Annotated in this window: 19 protein-coding genes; 9 read left to right on the forward strand and 10 right to left on the reverse strand. The window is 46.1% G+C overall.

Translation table 11 applies throughout. The features are described from left to right. Nucleotides 1–21: 21 nt before the first annotated feature. The 4 genes from MPET_RS13060 to MPET_RS13075 are packed head-to-tail and all read right to left on the reverse strand — an operon-like array spanning nucleotide 22 to nucleotide 4,523. A complete protein-coding gene (locus MPET_RS13060) occupies nucleotides 22–864 on the reverse strand; it encodes a DNA-3-methyladenine glycosylase family protein (protein WP_013330504.1) in 843 nt (280 codons plus the stop codon). After that, nucleotides 861–1,730: a thiamine-phosphate kinase gene (gene thiL, locus MPET_RS13065; RefSeq protein ID WP_013330505.1), complete on the reverse strand. Its 870-nt coding sequence runs from the start codon at nucleotides 1,728–1,730 to the stop codon at nucleotides 861–863. Before thiL ends, MPET_RS13060 begins: the two co-directional genes overlap by 4 nt. Then, nucleotides 1,717–3,666, reverse strand: coding sequence for a DUF460 domain-containing protein (locus MPET_RS13070; RefSeq protein WP_013330506.1), 1,950 nt, complete (start codon nucleotides 3,664–3,666; stop codon nucleotides 1,717–1,719). Before MPET_RS13070 ends, thiL begins: the two co-directional genes overlap by 14 nt. Then, complete coding sequence (locus tag MPET_RS13075) at nucleotides 3,663–4,523, reverse strand: RIO1 family regulatory kinase/ATPase domain-containing protein (RefSeq protein ID WP_013330507.1); 861 nt, start codon at nucleotides 4,521–4,523, stop codon at nucleotides 3,663–3,665. The genes MPET_RS13070 and MPET_RS13075 overlap by 4 nt, the downstream gene beginning before the upstream one ends. Before the next feature lie 63 nt (nucleotides 4,524–4,586). On the opposite strand from MPET_RS13075, the gene MPET_RS13080 reads away from it, so the two are divergent. Genes MPET_RS13080 through MPET_RS13090 form a run of 3 tightly spaced genes read left to right on the forward strand, consistent with a single transcriptional unit; the run spans nucleotide 4,587 to nucleotide 7,940 of the window. Beyond that, nucleotides 4,587–5,474, forward strand: a complete 888-nt coding sequence (locus MPET_RS13080; protein WP_013330508.1) for an ATP-binding protein — start codon at nucleotides 4,587–4,589, stop codon at nucleotides 5,472–5,474. Further along, nucleotides 5,471–7,219 (forward strand): potassium channel family protein, encoded by a 1,749-nt coding sequence (locus tag MPET_RS13085; RefSeq protein WP_013330509.1) that lies wholly within the window; start codon nucleotides 5,471–5,473, stop codon nucleotides 7,217–7,219. Before MPET_RS13080 ends, MPET_RS13085 begins: the two co-directional genes overlap by 4 nt. Next, nucleotides 7,194–7,940 (forward strand): NAD+ synthase, encoded by a 747-nt coding sequence (locus MPET_RS13090; RefSeq protein WP_013330510.1) that lies wholly within the window; start codon nucleotides 7,194–7,196, stop codon nucleotides 7,938–7,940. Before MPET_RS13085 ends, MPET_RS13090 begins: the two co-directional genes overlap by 26 nt. Before the next feature lie 27 nt (nucleotides 7,941–7,967). On the opposite strand, the gene MPET_RS13095 is transcribed toward MPET_RS13090, so the two are convergent. Then, nucleotides 7,968–8,666: a glucose-6-phosphate isomerase family protein gene (locus MPET_RS13095; protein WP_013330511.1), complete on the reverse strand. Its 699-nt coding sequence runs from the start codon at nucleotides 8,664–8,666 to the stop codon at nucleotides 7,968–7,970. Continuing rightward, nucleotides 8,659–9,951 (reverse strand): COG1361 S-layer family protein, encoded by a 1,293-nt coding sequence (locus MPET_RS13100; protein WP_013330512.1) that lies wholly within the window; start codon nucleotides 9,949–9,951, stop codon nucleotides 8,659–8,661. The genes MPET_RS13095 and MPET_RS13100 overlap by 8 nt, the downstream gene beginning before the upstream one ends. Before the next feature lie 79 nt (nucleotides 9,952–10,030). On the opposite strand from MPET_RS13100, the gene MPET_RS13105 reads away from it, so the two are divergent. The 4 genes from MPET_RS13105 (at nucleotide 10,031) to MPET_RS13120 (ending at nucleotide 14,622) form a co-directional block, all read left to right on the forward strand. After that, nucleotides 10,031–10,822: a TrmB family transcriptional regulator gene (locus MPET_RS13105; RefSeq protein WP_013330513.1), complete on the forward strand. Its 792-nt coding sequence runs from the start codon at nucleotides 10,031–10,033 to the stop codon at nucleotides 10,820–10,822. A 77-nt stretch (nucleotides 10,823–10,899) separates the two neighbouring features. Continuing rightward, complete coding sequence (locus tag MPET_RS13110) at nucleotides 10,900–11,859, forward strand: hypothetical protein (protein ID WP_013330514.1); 960 nt, start codon at nucleotides 10,900–10,902, stop codon at nucleotides 11,857–11,859. Between the two features lie 11 nt (nucleotides 11,860–11,870). After that, nucleotides 11,871–13,199, forward strand: coding sequence for an FAD-dependent oxidoreductase (locus MPET_RS13115; protein ID WP_013330515.1), 1,329 nt, complete (start codon nucleotides 11,871–11,873; stop codon nucleotides 13,197–13,199). A gap of 37 nt (nucleotides 13,200–13,236) precedes the next feature. Next, nucleotides 13,237–14,622 (forward strand): sensor histidine kinase, encoded by a 1,386-nt coding sequence (locus MPET_RS13120; RefSeq protein ID WP_013330516.1) that lies wholly within the window; start codon nucleotides 13,237–13,239, stop codon nucleotides 14,620–14,622. Here the strand turns inward: MPET_RS13120 and MPET_RS13125 are convergent. Together MPET_RS13125 and MPET_RS13130 are read right to left on the reverse strand one after the other, a co-directional pair. Next, on the reverse strand, nucleotides 14,619–14,867 hold the full coding sequence (locus MPET_RS13125) for a hypothetical protein (protein WP_013330517.1): 249 nt from the start codon (nucleotides 14,865–14,867) through the stop codon (nucleotides 14,619–14,621). The genes MPET_RS13120 and MPET_RS13125 overlap by 4 nt on opposite strands. A gap of 88 nt (nucleotides 14,868–14,955) precedes the next feature. Next, on the reverse strand, nucleotides 14,956–15,945 hold the full coding sequence (locus MPET_RS13130) for a PAS domain-containing protein (protein WP_013330518.1): 990 nt from the start codon (nucleotides 15,943–15,945) through the stop codon (nucleotides 14,956–14,958). A 655-nt stretch (nucleotides 15,946–16,600) separates the two neighbouring features. On the opposite strand from MPET_RS13130, the gene MPET_RS13135 reads away from it, so the two are divergent. Continuing rightward, on the forward strand, nucleotides 16,601–19,813 hold the full coding sequence (locus MPET_RS13135; RefSeq protein ID WP_013330519.1) for a tetratricopeptide repeat protein: 3,213 nt from the start codon (nucleotides 16,601–16,603) through the stop codon (nucleotides 19,811–19,813). Nucleotides 19,814–19,827: 14 nt separating this feature from the next. Here MPET_RS13135 and MPET_RS13140 read toward each other — a convergent pair whose 3' ends face one another. Next, on the reverse strand, nucleotides 19,828–20,382 hold the full coding sequence (locus MPET_RS13140) for a DUF7504 family protein (RefSeq protein ID WP_013330520.1): 555 nt from the start codon (nucleotides 20,380–20,382) through the stop codon (nucleotides 19,828–19,830). Then, nucleotides 20,382–21,392, reverse strand: coding sequence for a response regulator (locus MPET_RS14695; RefSeq protein WP_013330521.1), 1,011 nt, complete (start codon nucleotides 21,390–21,392; stop codon nucleotides 20,382–20,384). The genes MPET_RS13140 and MPET_RS14695 overlap by 1 nt, the downstream gene beginning before the upstream one ends. Before the next feature lie 124 nt (nucleotides 21,393–21,516). Here MPET_RS14695 and MPET_RS13150 point away from each other — a divergent pair, with 124 nt between their 5' ends. Further along, nucleotides 21,517–22,422, forward strand: a complete 906-nt coding sequence (locus MPET_RS13150; RefSeq protein WP_013330522.1) for an ADP-ribosylglycohydrolase family protein — start codon at nucleotides 21,517–21,519, stop codon at nucleotides 22,420–22,422. The last annotated feature ends 22 nt before the right edge of the window (nucleotides 22,423–22,444 follow it).

Raw genomic sequence — 22,444 nt, forward strand, 5'->3', positions numbered from 1 at the left:
GATGCGGAGTGAAAGTTCAAATCACTGCCGACCTGCAAAGAGATACTCCTGTGCGTAGCCTGCATAATTTCCGAAATGCTCCCTGCCGAAATCCGCTATGCGATCATAATCTCTCTCAGAAAGAGGGCCCGCAGGATTTCCGGTCCCGTAGAGATCATTCATGATCCTCCTGATCCAGACATCGACAGGGAACGACTCGTAAAACTGGAAACCGAAAAGTAGGATGCAGTCGGCAACCTTTCGCCCTACTCCCGGGTACTTCATGATCTCCTTTCTTGCGCCGGTATAATCGAGCGAGCGAATGCGATCAGCCCAACCCGGATCATCAGCGATCATTGAAGATGTTCTGCAGATATAACCCGAACGGTACCCAGTAGAGCATCCTTTGAGATCTGCGTCGCAGCGGCGGGAGAGATCCTCCGCCCCGGGGAAGGCATACGCCTCCTGACCGCCTTGCACGATCTTTTTCCCGTTCATCACCGCCATATTGCCGAGCATCCTCTTTATATTAGGAATTCCAGTGTTCTGTGCACAAAGATAAGACAAAAGGCACTCCCAGGGATCCTGCCTCATCACGCGAAGTCCGCGATACCGCTCCACAGCCTCACCGATGTATTCATCTGTAGAAAACGATCCGATTACACTTTCAAGATCAAAATCAAGATGAAACAGGTATTCGAGATACTCTTCGTCGCACCCGGAATATTCGATCTTGCGCCCCGACTGCCTGATGCTTATCACGCGACCTGCCGACACACCGGTCCAGAGATCACCCCTCTTCTCCCACCTGAATACCTGGCCGCAGGAGAGAGTTATATCGAGATTGAAAGGCTGATCGGGTTTAAGAGGATAAACGGATTTCAAACTTCATCCTCCTTATGTTCCCACCTGTGAAGATAACCGCGTCTTTCTACAGCCGCACCGTCGAGAAATACACCGGGAGAATCTATAACACGGCCTATGCACACCGCCTCCACTTCAGGCACGGGCATCATACCGGGATCGCAGGTAAAGAGAAGGCCAAAGTCTCCGCCGCCATACAGGGCCTGCTCTGAGATTACCCCGGGAGAAAGAGGAATGCGTTCAGCTAATATCTCAAAACCCGTTCCCGATGCATCGGCCAGATCATAGAGCGATAATGCAAGACCGTCGGAGACATCCATCATCGCCGATGCACCGGCCTTCGCAATAAGAAGTGCCTCGGATACGAAAGGATGCGGTTCGACAAGAGAAAGCCAGTACCTTATATCGCCTTCCAGCGCCGCCTGCGCTTCTCCCGGGTTCCCCAGGATGTATACTAAGTCCCCGGGCGAACACCCGCTGCGGGTGATATAGCAGTCCTCATCCGCAATGCCAAAACCTGTCGTAACTACGGTAAGCTCATCATGAGAATCGATATCCCCGCCTCGGATCTCCGTTTCGTAAAATTCGCAGCATTCACTGGCTCCTTTCATGATCCCCTCAAGCCTTTCCGGTCTGTCGAGGCCGACTGCGACAAGGATGAAAAGCGGAGCGGCACCCGACGAAGCGATATCGGATATTGTAACGGCTGCGGACATCCATCCGATCTGGCGATCGGTCATGCCCTTTGGGAAATCAGTGCTCTCGTGGAGCATATCCGTGCTTGCCACGATCATCTTCGATCCCAGCGGATATGACGCACAGTCGTCGAGTACCTTCTCCCTGCCGACTATGCCTGCAATGGATCTTAAAAGCTCACGATCGTCCATGCCTTCTTGCCTCCACCTCTCTCTCGGACCTGTATTCGCTCACAATCGACTCGATCATCTCCGCGGACTTCTCCTTTTCAAATATCTCCTGGCCCTCTTTCCATTTTTCAAGCGCCTGGTCGAAGTCTTTCCTGAATGCAAATCCTATGCTTCCCCTCGTAGCCACCGGGACATCGGCTGAGTTGAGCAGGGGGATCTTTTCATCCCTCAGGGCACTTATCAGCCGCTGATCCTGATCGGGTGTTATGACTGCACAGACTCCTGCATCCCTAAGGAACGATATGACGGCATTGCCCCACCCTCCTGTCTTTTCGATATACAGGATGTCTTCGGAACCGATACCGTATTCGTCGTCGACCGATCGTACACACTCGCGGGTTAGGTTCCGGACTACCTTCACGGGGATCTGCCGCTGATCGTTCTGGAGATCCGCATAGTTTTTCATGCGCTTTATCTGCCTTATGAATTTCTTCCTCCGCTTCTCTTCCTTCCGGAGTTTCGACTTCAGCGACTTTATCGTTGCGTCACGCTTTTCTATCTCCGAATCACGTTTTATCCTCTCAAAACGCCCTGACCTCTCGTCGCTGATAATCCTTCCGAGATGATCGATCTCCCTCTCCTTCTCGGCAAGTTCGTCCTGGAGATCGGAAACGTACTCCCTGAGGTTCCGGACCATCCCTTCAAGCTGCGAGATCCTCGGGTCTTTTTTACTCTCAGGTGCTGAAGGCTCCTCCTTCTTCCGCTCCACCGCCTCTTTTCGGGGAATGGAACCGGCAACGATCTGCTCGATGGAAAGGCCACGGATGATCCCCGCTCTGGCTGTATCCAGATCAAATCCTGCAGGGATCCTCTTTTCGATATTCCTGAACTTGTTGTTGAAAGTCCGATATGCCTCTATCGCAGCCGCAAGAGAGTCTCTCTCGTGATCGTTCGCATATGAAAAACCGGAGCATATCGCAACCTTTTCCTCCTGTGTCCGGTCCTCAGGGGGATTATAGCCTGCTGCATGAAACGACCTTCTTATCTTATCGACAGACGAGGGCATATGGGCGACATCGGATGCAATCAGGACAGGTTTTCCTAATGCTGATATCTCCTCGATCCAGTCGTTGATCGACATCTGCCTCGAACTTTTAAGTTCGACAAGATTTCCGTCAAGATCAAGCGCCGCAATACCTAACGTAGTCCCGGGATCGACCCCTACTATGATATTTCTCTTCTTCGAATGCTGCGGCCTGAAATGTATGCGGTCGAGTCTCCTCGCATTGACTCTGACCTGAACATCCGCACGCGCCTCTTCGGATACGGGAATGTGCTCCCGTGGGGCATGGACATGAAACTCCACTCTCCTGAGGCCGCCATACCCTTTTTGATCGATTCTTTCGTACCTGAGGATTGCTTCCTTAAGCGCATCCTCGACTTCAACCGCCTTCTGCTGGACGGAGCCGTGAATCTTTCTTATATACCGGTTCTGGCTCCAGCCCCCCTTGCCTATCGACCTGTGCCGCGATACTGCGATATCGGTGGTCCCCCCGAATGCTATTACCTCACAGCCGCCGCCGAGTTCAGCCACATGGGCGATGGTCCTCGCCTCGACAAAGGGATCGAATTTGTTGTTGAACTTCAGGTTGTATCGTGCGGCAATAACTGCAAGCGATACCTGCTTCTCGCCGCCGGTAACCTGCACAAGCCTGGTCTCAGGCGGGAGAATTCCGAGGACTGAATAGAGTTCATGATGATCCCTTGAGATCTCCTGGAGGCTGTCGACAGCAAGGATATCCGGTTTTTCAGCCGCAACCCTGCGAAGAACCCTGAAGAGCGACATCTCCCCCTCTTCGGTGATCTCCCTGTTCTCCCTGACGACAACGGCAAAGACCGGCCTCTTCGTCCTTGAACGGACGGAACCTTTGATCACGTCTATTCCGAAAACCTTCAACCGATCACCAGATTAATTACCTCGTCAGTTGTCTTCGCGAGCCCGTACTTCTTTGAAAAATAGTTGACAAGGTTGTTGATATCACGCCTGAGTATCGTATCCGCATTGGGATGTGAAGGCTCTATCCACTGCGGCCAGTCGATGAGCCAGACTTTCTCGCCATCGACCATGATATTGAATTCAGAGAGATCGCTGTGGATATAACCGAGCCTGTAGGCCTTTGCAAGGTTCTCCACGACCTCGTCGAAGATCTCCTGCGGCTCTTCGAGAGTCACCTGGTTGAGGTTTAAGCCGGGAATGAACGACATGGCTATGACATTCCTGTTGATCGCGATCGGGACAGGGACAGAAACGCCTCCCTTCTGGAGTGTGGAGAGGGCCGTAAACTCCATCTTGGCGGACTCCATCGATGCAAATAGCCATGGAAAATGCTTCCACTCTGGAATGTAACTTCTGTTGAGCCTTACGGACTGGAAAGAGCGCTGCCCCACGCGGTGAATTTTTATTACAAGCACACCGAGGCCGAGCGCCTCGTATACCTCCGACTCCTTTCCGACGCCTATAAGCGAACCTAAGGCGTTCAGGGTGCCCTTCGTTACGAGAGACGATATTGCAAGAGCGTCATATCCCTTGAATACGAGCTGGTAGCCGGTATAGGGTTTGGTGCTGCTCTTAACCATGTCCATCTCCATCAGCCTGCCCAGCCTGTATTTCATCTCGGATTCGGAGAGTTTCGTTGATTTCCTGAGCACATCCTCGGGGACCCACAGGTATTTCTTCATGAGCCACTCGAGGCTGTTTAAAATCCTGTATTCGTACTTGTGCAGTTCCTTTATTTCGTCGGCTGAGAGCGGCATATCTCTACACATTTTATTTGTAGAAGATGATAAAAACTGATTGCATTAATACAGGACAGGGATATGAAGTGTTCAAAGTGCGGCAGTGACGCCGTACTGTTCCAGGACTACTCGGGAATGCACCTCTGCGAGAGTCATTTTACAGCGGACTTCGAAGGCCGGGCGAAGAAGGCGATACGAAAATATCGCTGGATCTCCCAGGGAGACAGGATAGCCGTGGCGATGAGCGGAGGAAAGGACTCAAGCGCCCTACTGCACTTCCTCGCCAAAACATTCGGCGAACGAAGAGACATCACCATATTCGCCATCTCGATCGATGAAGGGATCTGCGGTTACAGGGATATGAAACCTGTCGAAAAGATCGCCGAAAGATACGGGGTTTCATTCCATTCGGTCTCATTCAAAGATGCATATGGGTTCACCCTTGACGAGATCGTAGCGAAGCAGGGCGACAGGATATCCTGCTCCCGATGCGGGGTTTTAAGGAGGCATCTTCTCAACAAAACCGCAAGAGAACTTGGAGCAACGAAGATCGCGCTCGGTTTCAACCTGGACGACGAGGCGCAGTCGGTCCTGATGAATGCGCTCAGGGGCGATGCCGAAACCCTCGTCCGCAGACAGGTGCCGAGAGAAGGATTCATTCCGAGAATAAGGCCTTTCATCCATCTCCCGGAGAGAGAGGTCGCACTATATGCATTGCTCAACGTTGAAGGCTTCATTGAAGCGGGGTGTCCATATTCAAAAAAGGCCCTCCGGGCCGATGTCAGGGAGATCCTTAATATATACAACTACAGGCACCCGGCTGCAAAATATGCTCTCGTGAATCTCGGAGAAGGATTAAAAGGAAACGAGGGAGATAATAAGACAGAGCCATCGATCTGCCCGGAATGCGGGGAACCCGTGTTTGGGGAGTGCCAGGCGTGCAGGATTGTCATGGAGATGAAGAGATGAAAAGAAACCGGATTATCAGGCGTCTTAATCATCTCTTATTCCGGGACAGGCTCAATTTTTACATTGAACTGCTGATATTCCAGGTTATCTTCTATTCGATTCTGCTCTATTATGCCATACCTTATCTCGAGGGAACAAAACTGACCCTTCCGGAATCGGTTCTCTTCGTAATGCAGACAATGACGACGGTCGGCTATGACCTGCTTACGTTCTTCCCTACGGAAAATCCGCTGACTATTATAATAATTATAATAATTATGTCAACAGGTGTATTCACCGTTTTAATGATCATTCCTGCAGCAATGGCACCGTTAATCCAGGAGGTTTTCAGGCCGCAGCCTCCCGCAGCGGTTTCTGAAAAGATCAGCGGCCATGTCATAATCACCGGTTATGATGAACTTGTAAAATCATTGATCGAAAGCCTTCTTGTATCAAGCCTCAGGGTGGTCCTGGTCGAAGAGGATGAAAATAAGGCATTTGCTGCGATGAACGATTTTTCAAAATTTAAAAAGGAAATATATGTCATCAGCGGATCGTATGATGAAAACGAGACCTGGACCGGGGCGGATATCGCAACTGCAGCCAAAATAATCATTTGCGAACAGGAGTATATATCATCAAAGATTATTCTCGGGATCCGCGACAGGACCACTGCAGAGATCACCGCCGTCGTCGACAGGCTGTTATACGGAAGGTATCTCCTCTACGCGGGTGCCGATCATATAATCTCTCCAAAGGATGTAACCGGAAGAATTCTTGCAAGGCATGCTTCGCTGACGCCGGAAGTAGACATCATATACGAAGCCACAAAGGGAAACAGGATACGACGAGCCGAAGTCAGTGAAAATTCCCTTAAATTCGTATATATCACCGTCTCGGAGGGATGCGGGATCATCGGCAGGACTCTCGACGAACTGAACCTTTATGAAAATTACGGGGTCGAACCGATCTTCATAATGAAGAAAGGACATTTCTACTTTGAAAAAGGCGAAAATGTCTCGATCGACCGTTCGACGACGATCTTTCTGCTCGGACGCACCGACTCGATAACAAAGCTATTTGAAAATGAACTCAAATGTGCAGTCAGGGAGGAAAAACTCGCAGTCATATCGGGTTACGGCGATCTCGGACGGGTCGTTGAGAGCGAACTTGAAAAGGCCGGTGTCCAGCCGCTTGTAATTGATCCCAATATCGATGAAATTACCGGGATTAAGGGGGATGCACAGGAAGAGTCGGTTCTAAAGGCCGCACATATAGACAAGGCGGAAGCATGCATAACGGCAGCGGACGACGACGATGTCAACATATTCACGACGCTGATTGCAAGAAACCTGAACCCCGGGCTTCACATACTCTCAAGAGCGAATAAATCCTCATCCGTCGAGAAGCTCTATCGTGCCGGGGCCGATTACGTCGCCCTTCTGCCAACATTGGGAGGGCAGATAATCGCTGCAACAGTTCTCCAGGATATCGTATCGATTCTTCTCGACCTCCCGAAAAACATGAAGGTCGTAATGAAGCATATAACCGAAGATATTTCGATGTCTGTTGGAGAATGCGAAAGGATGACCGGGGCGAAGATCATCGGGATCGAAGGGCCAAACCACACGCTTATCAGACCTCCTCCTGAGACAAATCTTGAAAACGGGGACTCTGTTATCGCATTTGGGGATTTTCATGCACTGAAAAAACTCATAAAACTACTATCTGGTGAAAAATATGGAAATATTATGCGAAGGCTGTGAATGCGAAAAGATCGAGCAGATGATCAGGCATACCTTCTGGTCATCAGGGAGAAAGAGGATTGTCATCGGTATTTCGGGAGGAATCGATTCAGCTCTCGCGGGAGTTCTTTCATCAAAGGCGATAGGAGGTGAGAACGTGTACGGGTATTTCCTTCCCTCCGATGTTACTCCTGAGAAAGATAAAGAAGATGTGGAGGATTTGTGCAATAAATTTGGAATAAACCTGGCAATAGTTCCTATATCCTCCATACTCCGCTCATTTGAAACAATCTCCGGGTATACCGAAACGAAATACCTTAAGGGAAATCTTATGGTGAGGATAAGGATGACGCTCCTTTATTATTATGCAAACCTGAACGACGGCCTTGTATGCGGAACTTCAAACAAGACCGAATATATCCTCGGCTACTGCACGAAACACGGGGATGAAGCAGCCGATATCCAGCCTCTTCTTCACCTGTATAAAACGGATGTCCGCAGACTGGCTAAAGAGGCAGGAGTTCCTGAAACAATACTAAATAAGGAGCCGTCCGCAGGACTTTACACTGGGCAGACGGACGAGGACGAGATCGGATTTTCATATGAAGAGATCGATGCAGCACTGAGATCTCTTGAGGAAAACGGCTGGAGGGCGGCGGGAAAGACAGAGGAAGATATACTTGAAAAAGTTAAGAACACGGCACATAAGAGAAACGGGCCGCCGAATCTTTTGAAGTTTTAAAATTCAAAAAATATTTCGATTTTTCATTCAGGGAGTTATATCAAAATCATCAAGCAGAGAGGGTTTGTTGAGGAATGCAAGTTTTTCATCGTCCCCAACAAGATCGTAGATCGATGTTTTCGCCGGAATTCCAATGCAATTCAGGTCTTTGGGTTTTACGACCCGTATTTTATTGATATCACCGTAGGACGGATTCGCCCTCCAGCCTTCCTTCTCGAATTCATAATATGTTGCTCCCTGTTTTTCCTCATAATGCCCGTAGATACTTGAAAATGCATCGGATACTATATTCGACATCAACAGCTCTTCGGAAGACGGATTTATCGTAACATGACCATACCCCGGAGGAATCAGGACTACGTCACCCTCACCAGCCTCTATTGCCACAATATCCGAGAGATCTTCCTTCTGCAAGAGATAATGAGCACTTCCATGAATAACCTGGTACAGCTCAGGGTATCCTCTCCCGTCCGGCGCTTCAGGATGATAATGGCCCTTTGTCTTGGCAAATTCTCCGGAAATGGTTCCCGGCGGAATCCTCGTTAAGTCAAACCTTAACAAATGCGCAGAAAGCCATTTTTTATCGCTATCGCTTTTCGAGAGGTCCCTGTACATAAAATAGAGATTATTGTTGGGATATGCGCCGGGAACAGCAAGAACGGGCTGCATATCATTTATTGTTCTTATGGCCGGTGCCGGAAGGCAGCCCTCCCAGAATTTATTCATTATTCTTCTTTTTTCTTGACCATACAAAATACCCTATGCCTACAATGATGAATACTACCAGTGTAAGGACAATTGGGTTGGTAAGAATATCCATACCGGATCTCTTCTCAATAACAACCTGGGCCTTCATCGAATCAGAGATCTGGCTGTTATCAAGCGCATCGCGGTATCTGATCTCCGTATCGATTGCATAGGTTTTCAGTGTAGCCTCGTCATCGACCGTGACTTCATATATTGCCGTTACAACCTCTCCGGGTGCAATATCGCCAAGATATGCCGTATCGTCGTTGCTTGTAAACGGATCGACCGCACTTATACGTGCCTGTGCATTATAAACCGTAGTAGCTCCGGAATTTTCATACTGAATCGTAATCTTGCCCTTTTCTCCGGGAGAGAGAACAGAAGGCTCGGATACCACTTCAAAGTCTACCTTACCTCCTACATCGACACCAACCGTAACGGCATCGGAGGATACTGTTTCACCTTCATAGTCTGTATATTCGACAACCACCTGAACAGGATAGTTCTTGGCTTCACCGTCATCAGATACGGATGCCTTAAAGACGACCGTTTTCTCTTCGCCGGGCTCGAATACACTTTCATAAACACTTGCATCTGTCGGAATTACAGGTGAACCGTCAACAGTCTCAAGTTTTATAACTGCATTCTTACCGCTCTCTGATCCGACATTTTTCACATTCATTGTGATATAACCCTCGGTCCCTACGTTGAGAGAATCGGTTGTAACATTCGAAACCTCAAGAACAACCATCGGTTTTATAGTAATAGGAAGTTCCTGATCAAGTTCAACGGTTTTATAGTAATATCTGATACTGTCGGTCCCGAACTGCTCTGCATAATTCAGGTACTGGTAACTGATATCCGCGAGCAGATCATACTCGCCGGCCGGTGCATTTTTATCAATCTTAACAATAAAATTGACGGTTGTACTGGATCCTGCCGCAATATCCCCAATCATCTGGGGATCTGATTTTACAGTAACCGGAGCGTCGTTTTTCAGCAGATCAACGGTGACCATCTTCGCCGTATCGGGATTATCGTCGCGATCTACAATATCCGAAGATGTTATCTTCATCTCTTTCAGTCCGGAATTCTGGATCACGATAGGAATCGTCACCTCATCTCCCGGTGAGAATTCGTTTGTGCCGGAGATCGCGACTGTAATTATCGGATCACCGCTTAGGTATTTGGTTCCGGCAGATGCAGGAGCAGCAATAAATAATGCCGCAATAATCAAAATTAAAGCCATATATTTAATTTTCATGAGAAAACCTCCCATTAGATCTAACTGTTGTTATTTTCATGACAACATTAATTGCCTTTGAACATATATATATATTTCAATGAACCCAGGCAAAGAAAAATCAGGACAGTTGATAGAGGCCTTAAAATCACTGGGACTGACAAAATATGAGGCCCTGGTTTACATCGGCCTTCTTCAGTTCGAAGGTGCAAGTGCAACCGAGATACACGAGATCTCCGGCGTGCCAAGAGCATCGGTATATCCTGTCCTCGATAAACTCAGCCATAAAGGACTTGTAATAGTATCCAACAGCATACCAAAGAGATTTGAAGCAGTACCTCCGGAAGAGGGAATCATAAAACTGAAAGAAGATATTGAACTTAACGCCGAATACGCCAGTTCCGAACTTCAAAGGATCTATATAAGCAAGATGACTCCTGAAAAGGAGAGACAAGAATTAATCTGGACTCTGTCAGGCCATGAGAATATAATAAACAAGCTTAAATTATCAATAAGCGATGCAAAATCAAAAATACAAATAGTCGCAGACCGGGATTTTATCAAAAAACAGCTGGAAGAAACCCTTTTCAGGCTGGAACAAAAGATTCAGATCGAGATTATCACGGATCAATGGCCTGATGAAGTACCGAAAGGAACTATCATCCGGATTATCGAGGATAAATTGTGTGAATGCCTTGAGACCCAGTACGAGATGGCAGGGATATATATCATTGATTCCAGGAAAGTGATGGTTATAATGAGTTCACCCGGAAACGATCCTTCGGCATTATTCTCCGAATCAAACGGATTTATATCATTCTTCACAAATTACTGGAAATTCGTTTCATATCACCTGGATAAAAAACGTCCTGTGAAATGTATACAGGGCTAAAAAGTGAAATTCATACTGACCTGAAAACAAAGTCAATGGAAAACATAATTCGTTCTTATGAGTAATAGGATCATTGAATGATTCATAACAGGGCAGTAGAAATTGTTAGAAACATTCTTGAATCCGCATCATATGATGTGGAAGAGGGTGATGGACTGATTGATCTGAGCGCGTATTATGACGATGAATGCGTTGTTGTCCTGTGCTCGGATGATTCCGGGAAGATTGACGAATTCAACAAGAAAAATTTCACATTCAGGCTGGATGATGAAAAAGTCGCATGCCGCAAGCTCCTTTTCACGATGAACAGCCATGCCAGAGCAGATAATTGTATTGTCTGGGGGCATCAGGATCTCTCAAAATTCTCAGGACAGGCCGCAGTTGCTTACATCCTTGACCAGTCTCTTGCACTTGAGCTGAAGAAAGAAGAAAGATTCAACGGCGGACCCGAGCAGGTGACTTCCCGCCCCACACTGGATGACTACGGTCCCGAGCTTCCTCTGATACCGTCTTCAATTACAGAAGAGCGGGCAAGGCAGATTGCAGGAATCAATGGCGAAATCCGGAGAATATACATTCCGCATTACCTTTATCAATTTACAGGATCGGGAGAAAAACAGTTTAAATCGCATGTTATCGATTTTAACGCAAAAGAATCCGGCCTGGTAAACGCGATAACCGGAACAGTTGCATCACTGGAAATTCCTGATCCTAGTGCTATTGAAATCAAAAACAGAAGCGTTCCGGTGGGTTCAAAGATCCTGAAGCCTGAAAAAGATAAAAAGGCTATGGAATATGAGATAATTCAGTCCATGAAGGAGAAACTGACGAGAAATGTCCGTGTCAGCAAGACTGAAGGTGATACGATATCCTATGAAGATATTGAAGTATCACCCGGTGAAGAAAATCTTGATATAAAGATGGAGCTTGTGTATCTTCCGGTGATCCAGATCAGGGGCAGCAAAGTGATAGAGATTGAAACATTCTCAGGAAACATACTGAAAGAACCCGTCGACGACGGCGTAGAATTACTCTGAACTGTTTTTAAATGATAACCGTAATAGGAGGAGGGCCCGCAGGGAGGCTGGCATCGATCCATCTTGCCCTCGGTGGTAGAGAAGTAGTTCTTATCGATAAAAGAAAAGAGCTGGGGGGGCAGTGCCTCCATAAAGGATGCATGGTTATCTGTGCACTCAATGATATCGCACGATCTCTTGAAGACTGCAGAAATTTAAAGGAACTTGGTGTTTTTGATACCGTCCCCGCGACCGACTACTCCCTTGCGTTAAAAGGAATGAAGAAGACGCAGGAGAAAATTGCAAAAGTGCTGGATAAAGAGACCCGTGATTGCGGTGTTGATGTAGTCACCGGCGAGGTTTCTGTTAACGGAAAGGAGTATACCCTCGACGGGGAGAAAACGAAGCCTGACAGCCTGATCATTGCGACAGGTTCAATCCCTGCAATCCCACGGGTTGAGGGAATAGGTCTTCCCGGGGTATACAATCCTCATACGATAACTGAACATGGCATTCTGCCCGAAAAGCTTGCAATTATTGGAGGAGGAGTCGTAGCGGCAGAATACGGCTACATATTCTCCTCACTGGGGGTAGAGACAGAGATAATATCCAGAAGCTCGTTTTTGAGAGGAAAACCTGGACATCTTGTAAAAGCCGCAAAAAAGGAGCTTGAATCAGTAAATATCAGGGAAAACTCCGCCCTGAAACGGATTACCGGAGAAGAAAACGTTACAGGGGCCGATATAATTCAGAAAGGGGTTAAACTGCATACAGAAGCGGATATGATCCTTATTGCAACAGGACTTTCACCGAACAGCGGAATGATCTCAGGCATCAAAAAAGGTAGCATGGGAGAGATAACCGTCAATGAAAGAATGGAAACAGACATTCCCGGGGTGTATGCCGCAGGAGATGTTACAGGCCCACCATTCCTGACTCCTGTTGCAAGACTTGAAGGTATAATCGCTGCAGACAATATACTCGGTAAAAAGGTGCGGAGTATTCCCGCATGCATACCCCGGTCAATAAAACTCCGCTATGAACATTCATTCTTTGAAACGGATAACGAAAACAGAACCGAGATCAGCATTCCGGCACCTGCAGGTCCGGGTTCCTTCTGGTATGTGCACAAGAGTCATACAGGAAGAACGATGATATCAACAGAAGCAGGAAAGGATAATATTAACGGGATGTACCTCGGTTCCCCCGGGTCCGGACCCGCTCTTGCGCAAATGGCATACAATATCTCTAAATCTGCTGAAACCCCTGATTTTTCAGAATATCTCGAGATCCATCCATCCACAGACGGAATACCTTACCTCATAAAATATATGAATCAGCTGAAGGAGAGTAGGCAATAACAAAGATCTTATTTAATATACAGAACTATTTCTTTAAGTGAGCACAATTTTTAATTGGGACACTGATAATAAGAGCACATTCAACCTGTATTTCTCATTAATTGTAGTATTAGTGCTTTTTCTTATAATGGAGATAACATACCAGATGCTCTTTGAAGAGACACTGGTGGTTGTCTCCCATATATTCTATTTCCCGATTATTTTATGCTCATTCTTCCTTCAAAAACGCGGCGTAATAATATCCACGTTTATTGCAATGATATACCTGATAATCATCAATTACCTGATTCCGGGTATGTCCGAGATCGTATCCTCAACGATGCAGTTCTATGTTTATATCAGCCTTTCAGTCACCGTATCCCTGATCTCGGAAAAAATCAGGCAGGACAGGAAAAAATTCAGCAGCATATTCAACTATTCCGAGAGTGGCATCGGACTTTACAATGCAAAGACAGGAGAACTGGTTGACAAAAATAAAAAGCTCCTGAAACTGATGGAGAACTGGACCATTCTGGACAACCTGAAAAAAATAGAGGAGGCATGTACAACAAAACACGAAGACGGATTTATTGAAAAAATAGATGAGGATTCTTCTGTACATGATTTTGAGATAGCATTTAACAGAGAAGACGGGAAGGAATATCACGCAATCGTCAATGCATCAAAGATACCGGGTGATTTCGCCGTTCTTACAATAAGCGAAATAACGGAGATCAGATCCTACCAGAAAGAGATTGCAGCACTGAACAGGGATCTTTCAGATGCAAACGAAAAGGCGAATATGTACCTCGATATACTCATTCATGATATAAACAATGCAAATGCCGCCTCGCTCGGATATGGAGAACTGATCAAGGAAGGAATTCCCGAAGACGACGAGATCTATTACGATAAGATGATGACAAGCATCAGGCACAGCAGCAACATAATTAACAATGTTGCAAGGATACGGGATATTCACAGCAGCAGTTTCAAAGCTGTACCAACGGGTCTCAATAAAGTGATCGAATCCGCAGTGTCCGAATTTGCAGATCTAAATGTAGATTCCACAGTGCCTGAACTCAGGATAATGGGGGGACCGCTCCTTACAGATGTTTTTTCCATTATTCTCGAAAATTCATCGGTTTACGGAGGAGAAAATGTTCAAATATCTATCAGGACGGATGAAGACAAAGAATATGCATATATTTCTGTTGAGGATAACGGCCCGGGCATATCTGATTTGAAAAAGGAGAGGCTTTTCAAAAGATTCCAGCCGGGCGGAGACGGAAGGAGGGGCAGGGGTCTCGGACTTTCCGTGTGCTGGTACATCATGAATAAATACGGCGGATACATCGGCGTATCGGACAGAATCGAAGGTAAACCGGAGTCAGGTACGGTTATCACGATTAAACTTAAAAAAGCAGATCAGAATGAAATTTAAACAATCATCTGTGCTTCAATCCAGGCATGTACAAGATCTTTCAGTTCTCCCTCTGAGATCCCGGGTTTTCCATAATACCTCAGGTACAATTCAAGATCGTCAAGAGTAGGGTGAATCACTTTATTCAGGATCTCATCAGCTGTTGCTCCTTTCATATCTTTTGACCTGTATTCTATCAACTCCGAGAGATGCCTGATTTCATCTATAGATTCAAGGATCTCGTTCAGGTTTCTGTTGTCTTCCATATATCATTTTCCGGTATTTGCTTTCAGGATGAAAGCTTTTCTTTGTGTTTATGACACAGACACCGCGGGCAGGTGCACTATTAAACAATTATAATTCCTTTTCACAATACTTCCCGAACGTCTCTTTACTTAATGCATATGAGATCTGGCAGGAGATCAGCTCGAGCTCATTCCTCTCAATTTCCGGAATATCGGGTTTTTTTGAGAATACCGCAATAAAACCTGCTACAATCCCTTTCCTGAGAAGGGGATATGACAAAAAAGAACCCGGACCGGATAAACCGGGCGCACCCCTAGTTTCACCACAGGCTTCAGTCCCGGCATATGAATAATATACTGGATTACCATTGAGAATCTGATTATTAAATTCATTTCTCCCCCATATCTCATTAAAATCGCTTCCAAACCTCTCACCATTTCCTGTACAGTAGTGATTTGAAAACGTGTCTGCGTCATTATTAAGGAATATAGCAGCCGCATCAGCATTCAGAACATTTTTTGCCGTCTCTGCACCCAGAATAAGGATCTCGTCAGATGAAAATTCAGCTGACATTTTCCGTATCATTTCGGTATTTATCCTTAAAAATTCTTCACTCTTTTTCCGAAAGGATACATCGGTCATCACCAGAGACACCGAACGTTCTCCGTTCTCGAAGATGCACGGATACATATCCACTTTAAGACAAATTTTTTCATCTCCACGGTTAATGGCAATATCCTCAGTCATATATTTACCCCTCAGAGCCATATCCAGCGATTCGAAAGAGTGGTTTCCGTTGTCATCCGAAAGAAAAACATCATGGACCGGCAGACCGTAATAATCTTCAGCCGTCTCTCCGAAGAGTTTAAGAAATGCCGTATTGAACTGACGTATCTTCATCCTGTCATCAACGACCAGGATGACATCCGAAAGACAATTAATAAGCGAAGCTACAGGCACTCTTTGCGAGAGATAAAATACCTTGGCCTGTCCGAACGGAACCATTTCAACTCTTCCGGAAGCCATCAAGACATCAAGATGTCTTGCAACGGTCACCCGGTTCATACTTATTGCTTCCGAGATCTCCCTTAAGGACATTCCCTGAGGATTATTCTTCAGGATCTCCGTAATTTTTCTGGTGTCGACAAAAATACCCCCTTTTCTATCATTTTAATTATCATTCTTTATTTAGAAATCACATATGATGTTGTCCTGATACCAAATATACTGCACACACATCTGCCCGGCAAATTGGATTAATCAATTAGAAAACAGATATATAGAATATATTTGCCATCTGAATAATTATAAATAAAATACTGCAGCATAAGTATTTGTGCATGTGGATGGACGGTAAGGAGATATGGATTATACCATTACGGTAACGGTTATTTTTAGGTAGTTTATACACCCCTATGATCAATCCCCCAAAACCCCATCTTCATAAGGAACCTAAATCTCCCCAGATTGCCGTTCCGGAATTCCAAACCGCAGCATGAAATTTACGCAGACCCCGCTAACTCCGACATATCTGCGTATTATCCATCCAACATTGCACAATTAAAGGTCTTTTCTCCTATAAATTTTGAATTTACCAGGGATTCTTTGCCCATTATCATTATTAAAATTAAATTACGATTGAGATCTAATTTAAATGATAAAGAAACGATAAATAAAACAGCACCAATATTATGATAACCGGATGACACATATAATATTTAATTTATAATGCAGCAGGAGTTTTCAAAAGAGCATGGCATTCTTGGATAAATTAAAAGGACAAAGTGATAATCCGAATCCTTGGATCGACAAGGCGACAACCCATTTCGAACAGGGGAAATATCACGAGGCGGTAAAAGAATTTGAAAAGGCAATAGAGATAGATCCCGAGAACAGCGGGATCTGCTATCTTATGGGAAGGTCACTGATGTATCTTTCAAAATACCAGGATGCAGAAAGATACCTCAAACGTGCAGTAGCGGCTTCCCCGGAAAACATCCTTGCCTGGCAGGCACTTGGAAATTCTCTCTATGAATCCGGCGATTACCAGGGGGCTCTTCAATGCTTTGATGCAATACTGAAAGCAGATCCTTCAATAAAAGATATTTTAAATAAAAAAGTGGATCTGCTCGAGCTGCAGGGAAATTACGAACAGGCTGCAGAAACATGCCTTAAACTGCTGGAAATTGAACCTGCAAATATCCGCATAAAGGAAAGATTCGGCATATTATGTATGAGAGGCTCGGACTGGGGGAGAGCACTTGAAGCATTCTCAGGAGTCATAAGCGCCGATCAGGCAAATACACGCTCAATGGTATATACGGGCGAGATACTCGAAATCATCGGGAAAAATGAAGAAGCGCTTGAAATATACGAAACTGCATTGAAGCATGACCCCTCCTGCATCCCTGCACTGTACAACAGAGCGTATCTCCTGGAAAAAGTTGGCAGATATTCAGAAGCAGCCGAAGCATTCAGGGAGATAAACACAAACAACCCCAACGATCTAATCGCTGCCTTCAGGAGGGCGACAGATCTTTTCTGGACAGGTGCATATGGTGAATGTGCCCACACAATTGAGATGATACTCAAAAAGACACCTGATGACATAAAAGCATGGCAAATGATGGGCGTCGCACTCGAACTGCTCGGCGAGTATGAACGTGCTGTAGCATGCTACGACAATGTCCTCAAGGCAGCTCCCGCCCATTCCGAGACATGGTACCACAGGGGGATCTGCCTCTCCGGCCTCGGCAGGTATACAGAAGCGCTGAACTGTTATGAACATGTAACCGAACAAACAGGCGGAACGGGAGTCAGCTGGATAAACAACAATGTAGACCTCAGTCTTTTTGACAAAGATACAGCGGAAACACAAAAAGGAACGAAAGCAAGCATAAAGAAAACAAATCTCCTCCAGATGAAAGGTGATGCATATATGCACCTTGGACGGTTCCATGATGCATACGATTGCTATTCAAAGATCCTCGAAACACATCCGGAGAATATTGCCGTCTGGAGGAATATCTCGGAATGCCTGATTCGCACAGGTGAGAGCCAGAGAGTGGCAGAAGCGCTCAGGAAGGTTCTTGAGGCCTTTCCTAACGACCAGGGAGCTCTTGAAAAGAAAGGAATTGCCCACCTGAATACAGGGGAATATGAAAAGGCGCTCGAATGTTTTGATGCAATACTGAACGAGGATGAGACCAATATATTAGTCTGGGAGATGAGAGCTGAACTCCTCGCAGGCATGGGTATGGCGGAAGAGGCGCTGCAGAGCCTCGATCAGATCCTCGCGATATCCCCGGGCGACCAGAAATCCCTGCTGAAAAAAGCAGAGATTCTTTATGCGATGTCTCTTCCTGAAGAAGCAGCCGCATGCCTGGAACCGATTATCAATTCAGGAAAGATCAACCTGGTTGCCTGGAAATGCTACATCTCTATCCTTGAGACGACCGGAAGGCTTGAAGAAGCATTATCTGCGATTGCCGAGCTTGAATCGGCAGGACTTGAAGAGATTGGCCTGAAGACCCAGAAGGCGAGAATACTCGCGAATATTGGTGATATAGAGGGGTCTGCCCGTGAATATGAGGAAATAATCGGGGCGCACCCGGAACAGTCAGGCCTTGCCCTCATCCTTGGCCACGAGTTGGAGATTTTGGGAAGACACGAGGAGGCGGCGGCGGCCTTCGAGCACTTTGTAAGAGCCAACAGGGAAGATGCAGGAGGATGGAGAGAATTCGGCAGATCGCTTGGAAAGATCGGAGAATATGTAAAAGCTGCCAAATCATTTGAAAAGGCTGCAGCGTTCCGGCCCGAGGACAAGGGAATCCTGTTTGATCAGGCGATGCTTCTCCTTGAGATCGGTGAATATAAACAATCTGCCGACATATTCGATGCCCTCAGGGGCAATGACCCCGAGAATCCTGCTGTAAGGCGGGGAAGAGCCTTTGCACTGGCAGGGGCAAAAAAATACTCCGCAGCAAAAGAGGCATTTGAAGAATACTTTGAGAAAGCCAAAGAAAGCAGCGATAACGAAGCCAGAAAGGCCCTGGCTGAAGTATGTGAAAAAACAGGCGACTTCGACCTGGCCGCAGGGAATTATGCTGCTGTGCTTGAGGAGAACAAAGAGGATATTGACACATGGCTCAGACTAACGAATCTCCTCAGGTATATGAGCAGGTATGAAGACGTAATCGAGGCCACCGATAACATTGCCGAATTCGAACCTGAAAACATACCTGCACTTAAGATAAGAGGAGATGTCCTCTACAGGCTTGGAAGATACGAACAGGCATCAGAGACATTCCAAAAGGTTCTCGAACTTGATGATTCAAACAGATTATGCAGGATGATGTTTGCCGAATCGCTTATCGAATCGGGCAGATACAAGGAAGGCCTCCAGCAGTTCGGAATAGCTCTTGAAGGATCTGAAACCGACCCTGAAAGCTACTACCAGTGTGCAGTCGCCCAGGTTCACATGGGCGGATACGAGAAAGCAATAAAATTTGCAAACCGTGTTCTTGAAAAAGTTCCGAATCTTACCGGGGCTATACTTCTCAAGGCCCACGCCAGCGAAAGAATGGGTCAATTTGAAGAAGCCCTGGAACTTTACGAAGAAGCTCTCAGGATAGACAGCAAAAACCACGGCCTTTGGAGTGCCAGGGGCATGCTCCTGATAAGCCTGGGCAAATATAACGATGCTGGGAAATCATTCGAAAAAGCTCTCGAATACGGCTCCGAAGATCCAAGTGCATGGTATGGAAAGGCTGTCGCTCTTGAACAGCTCGGCAAGCACGATTCCGCAATAGAGGCTCTGAACAAAGTACTCGAGATAAAACCGGACGATTCCGCAGCAGTATATAAGAAAGGCATCTGCCTCACCAACCTTGGTAAATACGCCGAAGCTTCGGAATGTTTCGAAGTGGCATTCAGGAAAGAGAGAAAACAGAAATTTGAAGACTGATCCAAATCCTTTTTTTAAAGTTTTATAAATTCGTCAGACAGGCTTTTCAGCTGATTTGTCAGCAAAGGATCTATACTGCCGTTTATACAGATGTATACACCAAGATAATGAAGAAGTCTCAGTTTATTGGACAGGAAATGGATGAATTTTATCAGTGTCTGCGAAGGGGTGTAGATTAACATCGTATTTATCGAATCTATAATTACACAGACCTTCTGGCCGCCCAGCCTGGCAAAAGATTTGTTCAGTTCAATCCCGATATCCGTAAGACTTCCAGGCTGATTTATGAAATACATGCTCTCGTCCTTATCTTCAGGGAGTCCGCCGAGAGCATATTTGGTAATCGAGTCGATAAAAAAGACCTTCTCGACATCAATTCCCGATTTTATATATGACTTCTTCAGAATAGTCGAAGGGTTGTTTATGGTAATTATGACCACATTATATTCTTTCTCTGTTAGTTTCCTGACAAGATCCGGAGTACAGTCCTGGAACACCTCGGCCGAAGTCTCTGCAAGCACGACTAATCCGGCGTCTCCGCCGGCCAGAATCTCATCTATAGAAGCCATTATATTTTAAATAAAAAATCCAGGTTATCCTCTGACACTTTTCCGTCATCACCGGCAACGGCCTTATTCAGTTCGTTGACGTTGCATACGATCTGTCTTATATTTTTTATAAGGACAAGCAGCCTGAGTTTCATAGTTTCAGGATCGGTACCGCTCACGATATCATTCACAAGAGACTCTAGAGACTGTCCAACAAGGGATACCGGCTCTTTGATCCTCCTTGAGGTCTCAAGAATGAATTCCAGGAATTCCTCTTCGGACTTTATAATATCCGTTATATCTATGAACGATACAAATACCAGTTTTTTCTTTACAAGATCGTCCGGCGGAAGAGTCGTAACTGAAACAGACAGATCCATATCCGCCCCGTCTTTCCTTTTTACGCGTACCCGCCCGATATAATAATCCTTTTCGGCAACCGTATCAAGGATCTTCTTTTTCAAATCCTTGTTATCGCTTCCGGCCAGAAAGTTCATTATTGACATGGACGAGAGATCATCACGCGAATACCCGAGCATCCTCAGTGCGGATTCATTTGCATATGTAATTTTGCCGGTTTCGTATTCTATGATTGAAACTCCGTTTATCGAATGCTCTATTGCATATTCCTTTGTTCTAAGCTCAATCTCGGCCTTACGCCTGGAGACAGAAACCCTGACCTGATGAGAAAGTTCTGCATAGTTTGCTGCAGGGTTCTGGCCTTTCTGGACAAACCCGTCCGCACCATTTCTGAAGGCTTCAATAATTATTTCTTCCCGGGCCTTTCCTGAAAAAAGGACAAAAGGAATCAAAGAGTTTCTATCCCTGATAGCACTTAAAAATTCGAGACCATCCATCTCAGGCATCTCGTAATCGGAGATAATTGCATCAAACTCTTCTTCTTCCAAGAGTTTCAGTGCTTCTTTTGCAGAAGTCGACGTCCTGATATCATAATCACCGAATTTTGCCAGATAGATCTCTGCGATGGATAGAATCTCAGGCTCCTCGTCCACCAGTAAAATCTTAATCATACCTAAACCACTATTCTGAGTAAAATGACTAACTTATTGATTAGGCTGTCAATTTATTAATTTTGTTAAAGGAGGCAGACTTTATCAAAGCTTTAAATACCTGGCGTCCGCCATATTGTAACTGATGCATAATATATACAGGGGAGTTTTTCTGGGCGCTGCAATAGGGGATGCACTTGGAATGCCTTATGAAACATCCCCTCCGTCATTCAGGGTCCTAAAGAGGGAGTTTGCCAGGCCCAACAAGATGCACCCGAACTCGGGACTGAAAGCCGGATGTTATACCGACGATACCCAGATCGCTCTTTTAGCCTCAGAACTGCTTGTAAGCGGGAATTTTACCCCTGAAAATTATGCCCTTAAACTGAAAGAGATGCATATCAATAAGAAACTGAGGTTTCCCGATGCGACCATAATCTCTGCATGCAGGCATATGATGAAGGGGGATGAAAAAGATGCGGGCTGCAATTCGACGACATCGGGATGCGTACCGCTTGCAGTCCCGTTCGCCCTTGCCTATAGCGATTATGAAAAGCTGTATGATGAACTGGCGAAAGCCTGTTCAGTTACACATACGAACAGGGGCGCAATTGCAGGAGCAGTATGGCTTGCAACCCTCATTCGTTCGATCATCGACAACGAAAGCAATCCGTTAAAAAAGGCCCACAAAGCCGCTTTTCTCGAAGATGAAACCCTCGGGATGAAGATCAGTGATGCAGTCAGGTATGCAAAAGACGAGACGCCGATAGAAGCGGCAATTGTCAGGATTGGAAACGACGTCTCCGTATACCAGACGATCCCGATGGCCGTTTATTTTATACTTAAATATGGAGAGGGAGACGATCTTCTGTATTATGCAGCCCAGGCAGGCGGTAATACCGACACTCTCGGTTTCATCTGCGGTGCATGGCTCGGGGCGGAGTTCGGCGTTTCAGGCCTGTCCGAAGATCTTATGCTGACCCTTGAAAACAGGGAGGCGATTGAGACTATGGCCAACAGGCTATACCAGAGATTCGGCAAGAAGGATTAATGCGGGAGCGGCAAATATCTTT

The organism is Methanolacinia petrolearia DSM 11571 (assembly GCF_000147875.1).
Classification (GTDB): Archaea; Halobacteriota; Methanomicrobia; order Methanomicrobiales; family Methanomicrobiaceae; genus Methanolacinia; species Methanolacinia petrolearia.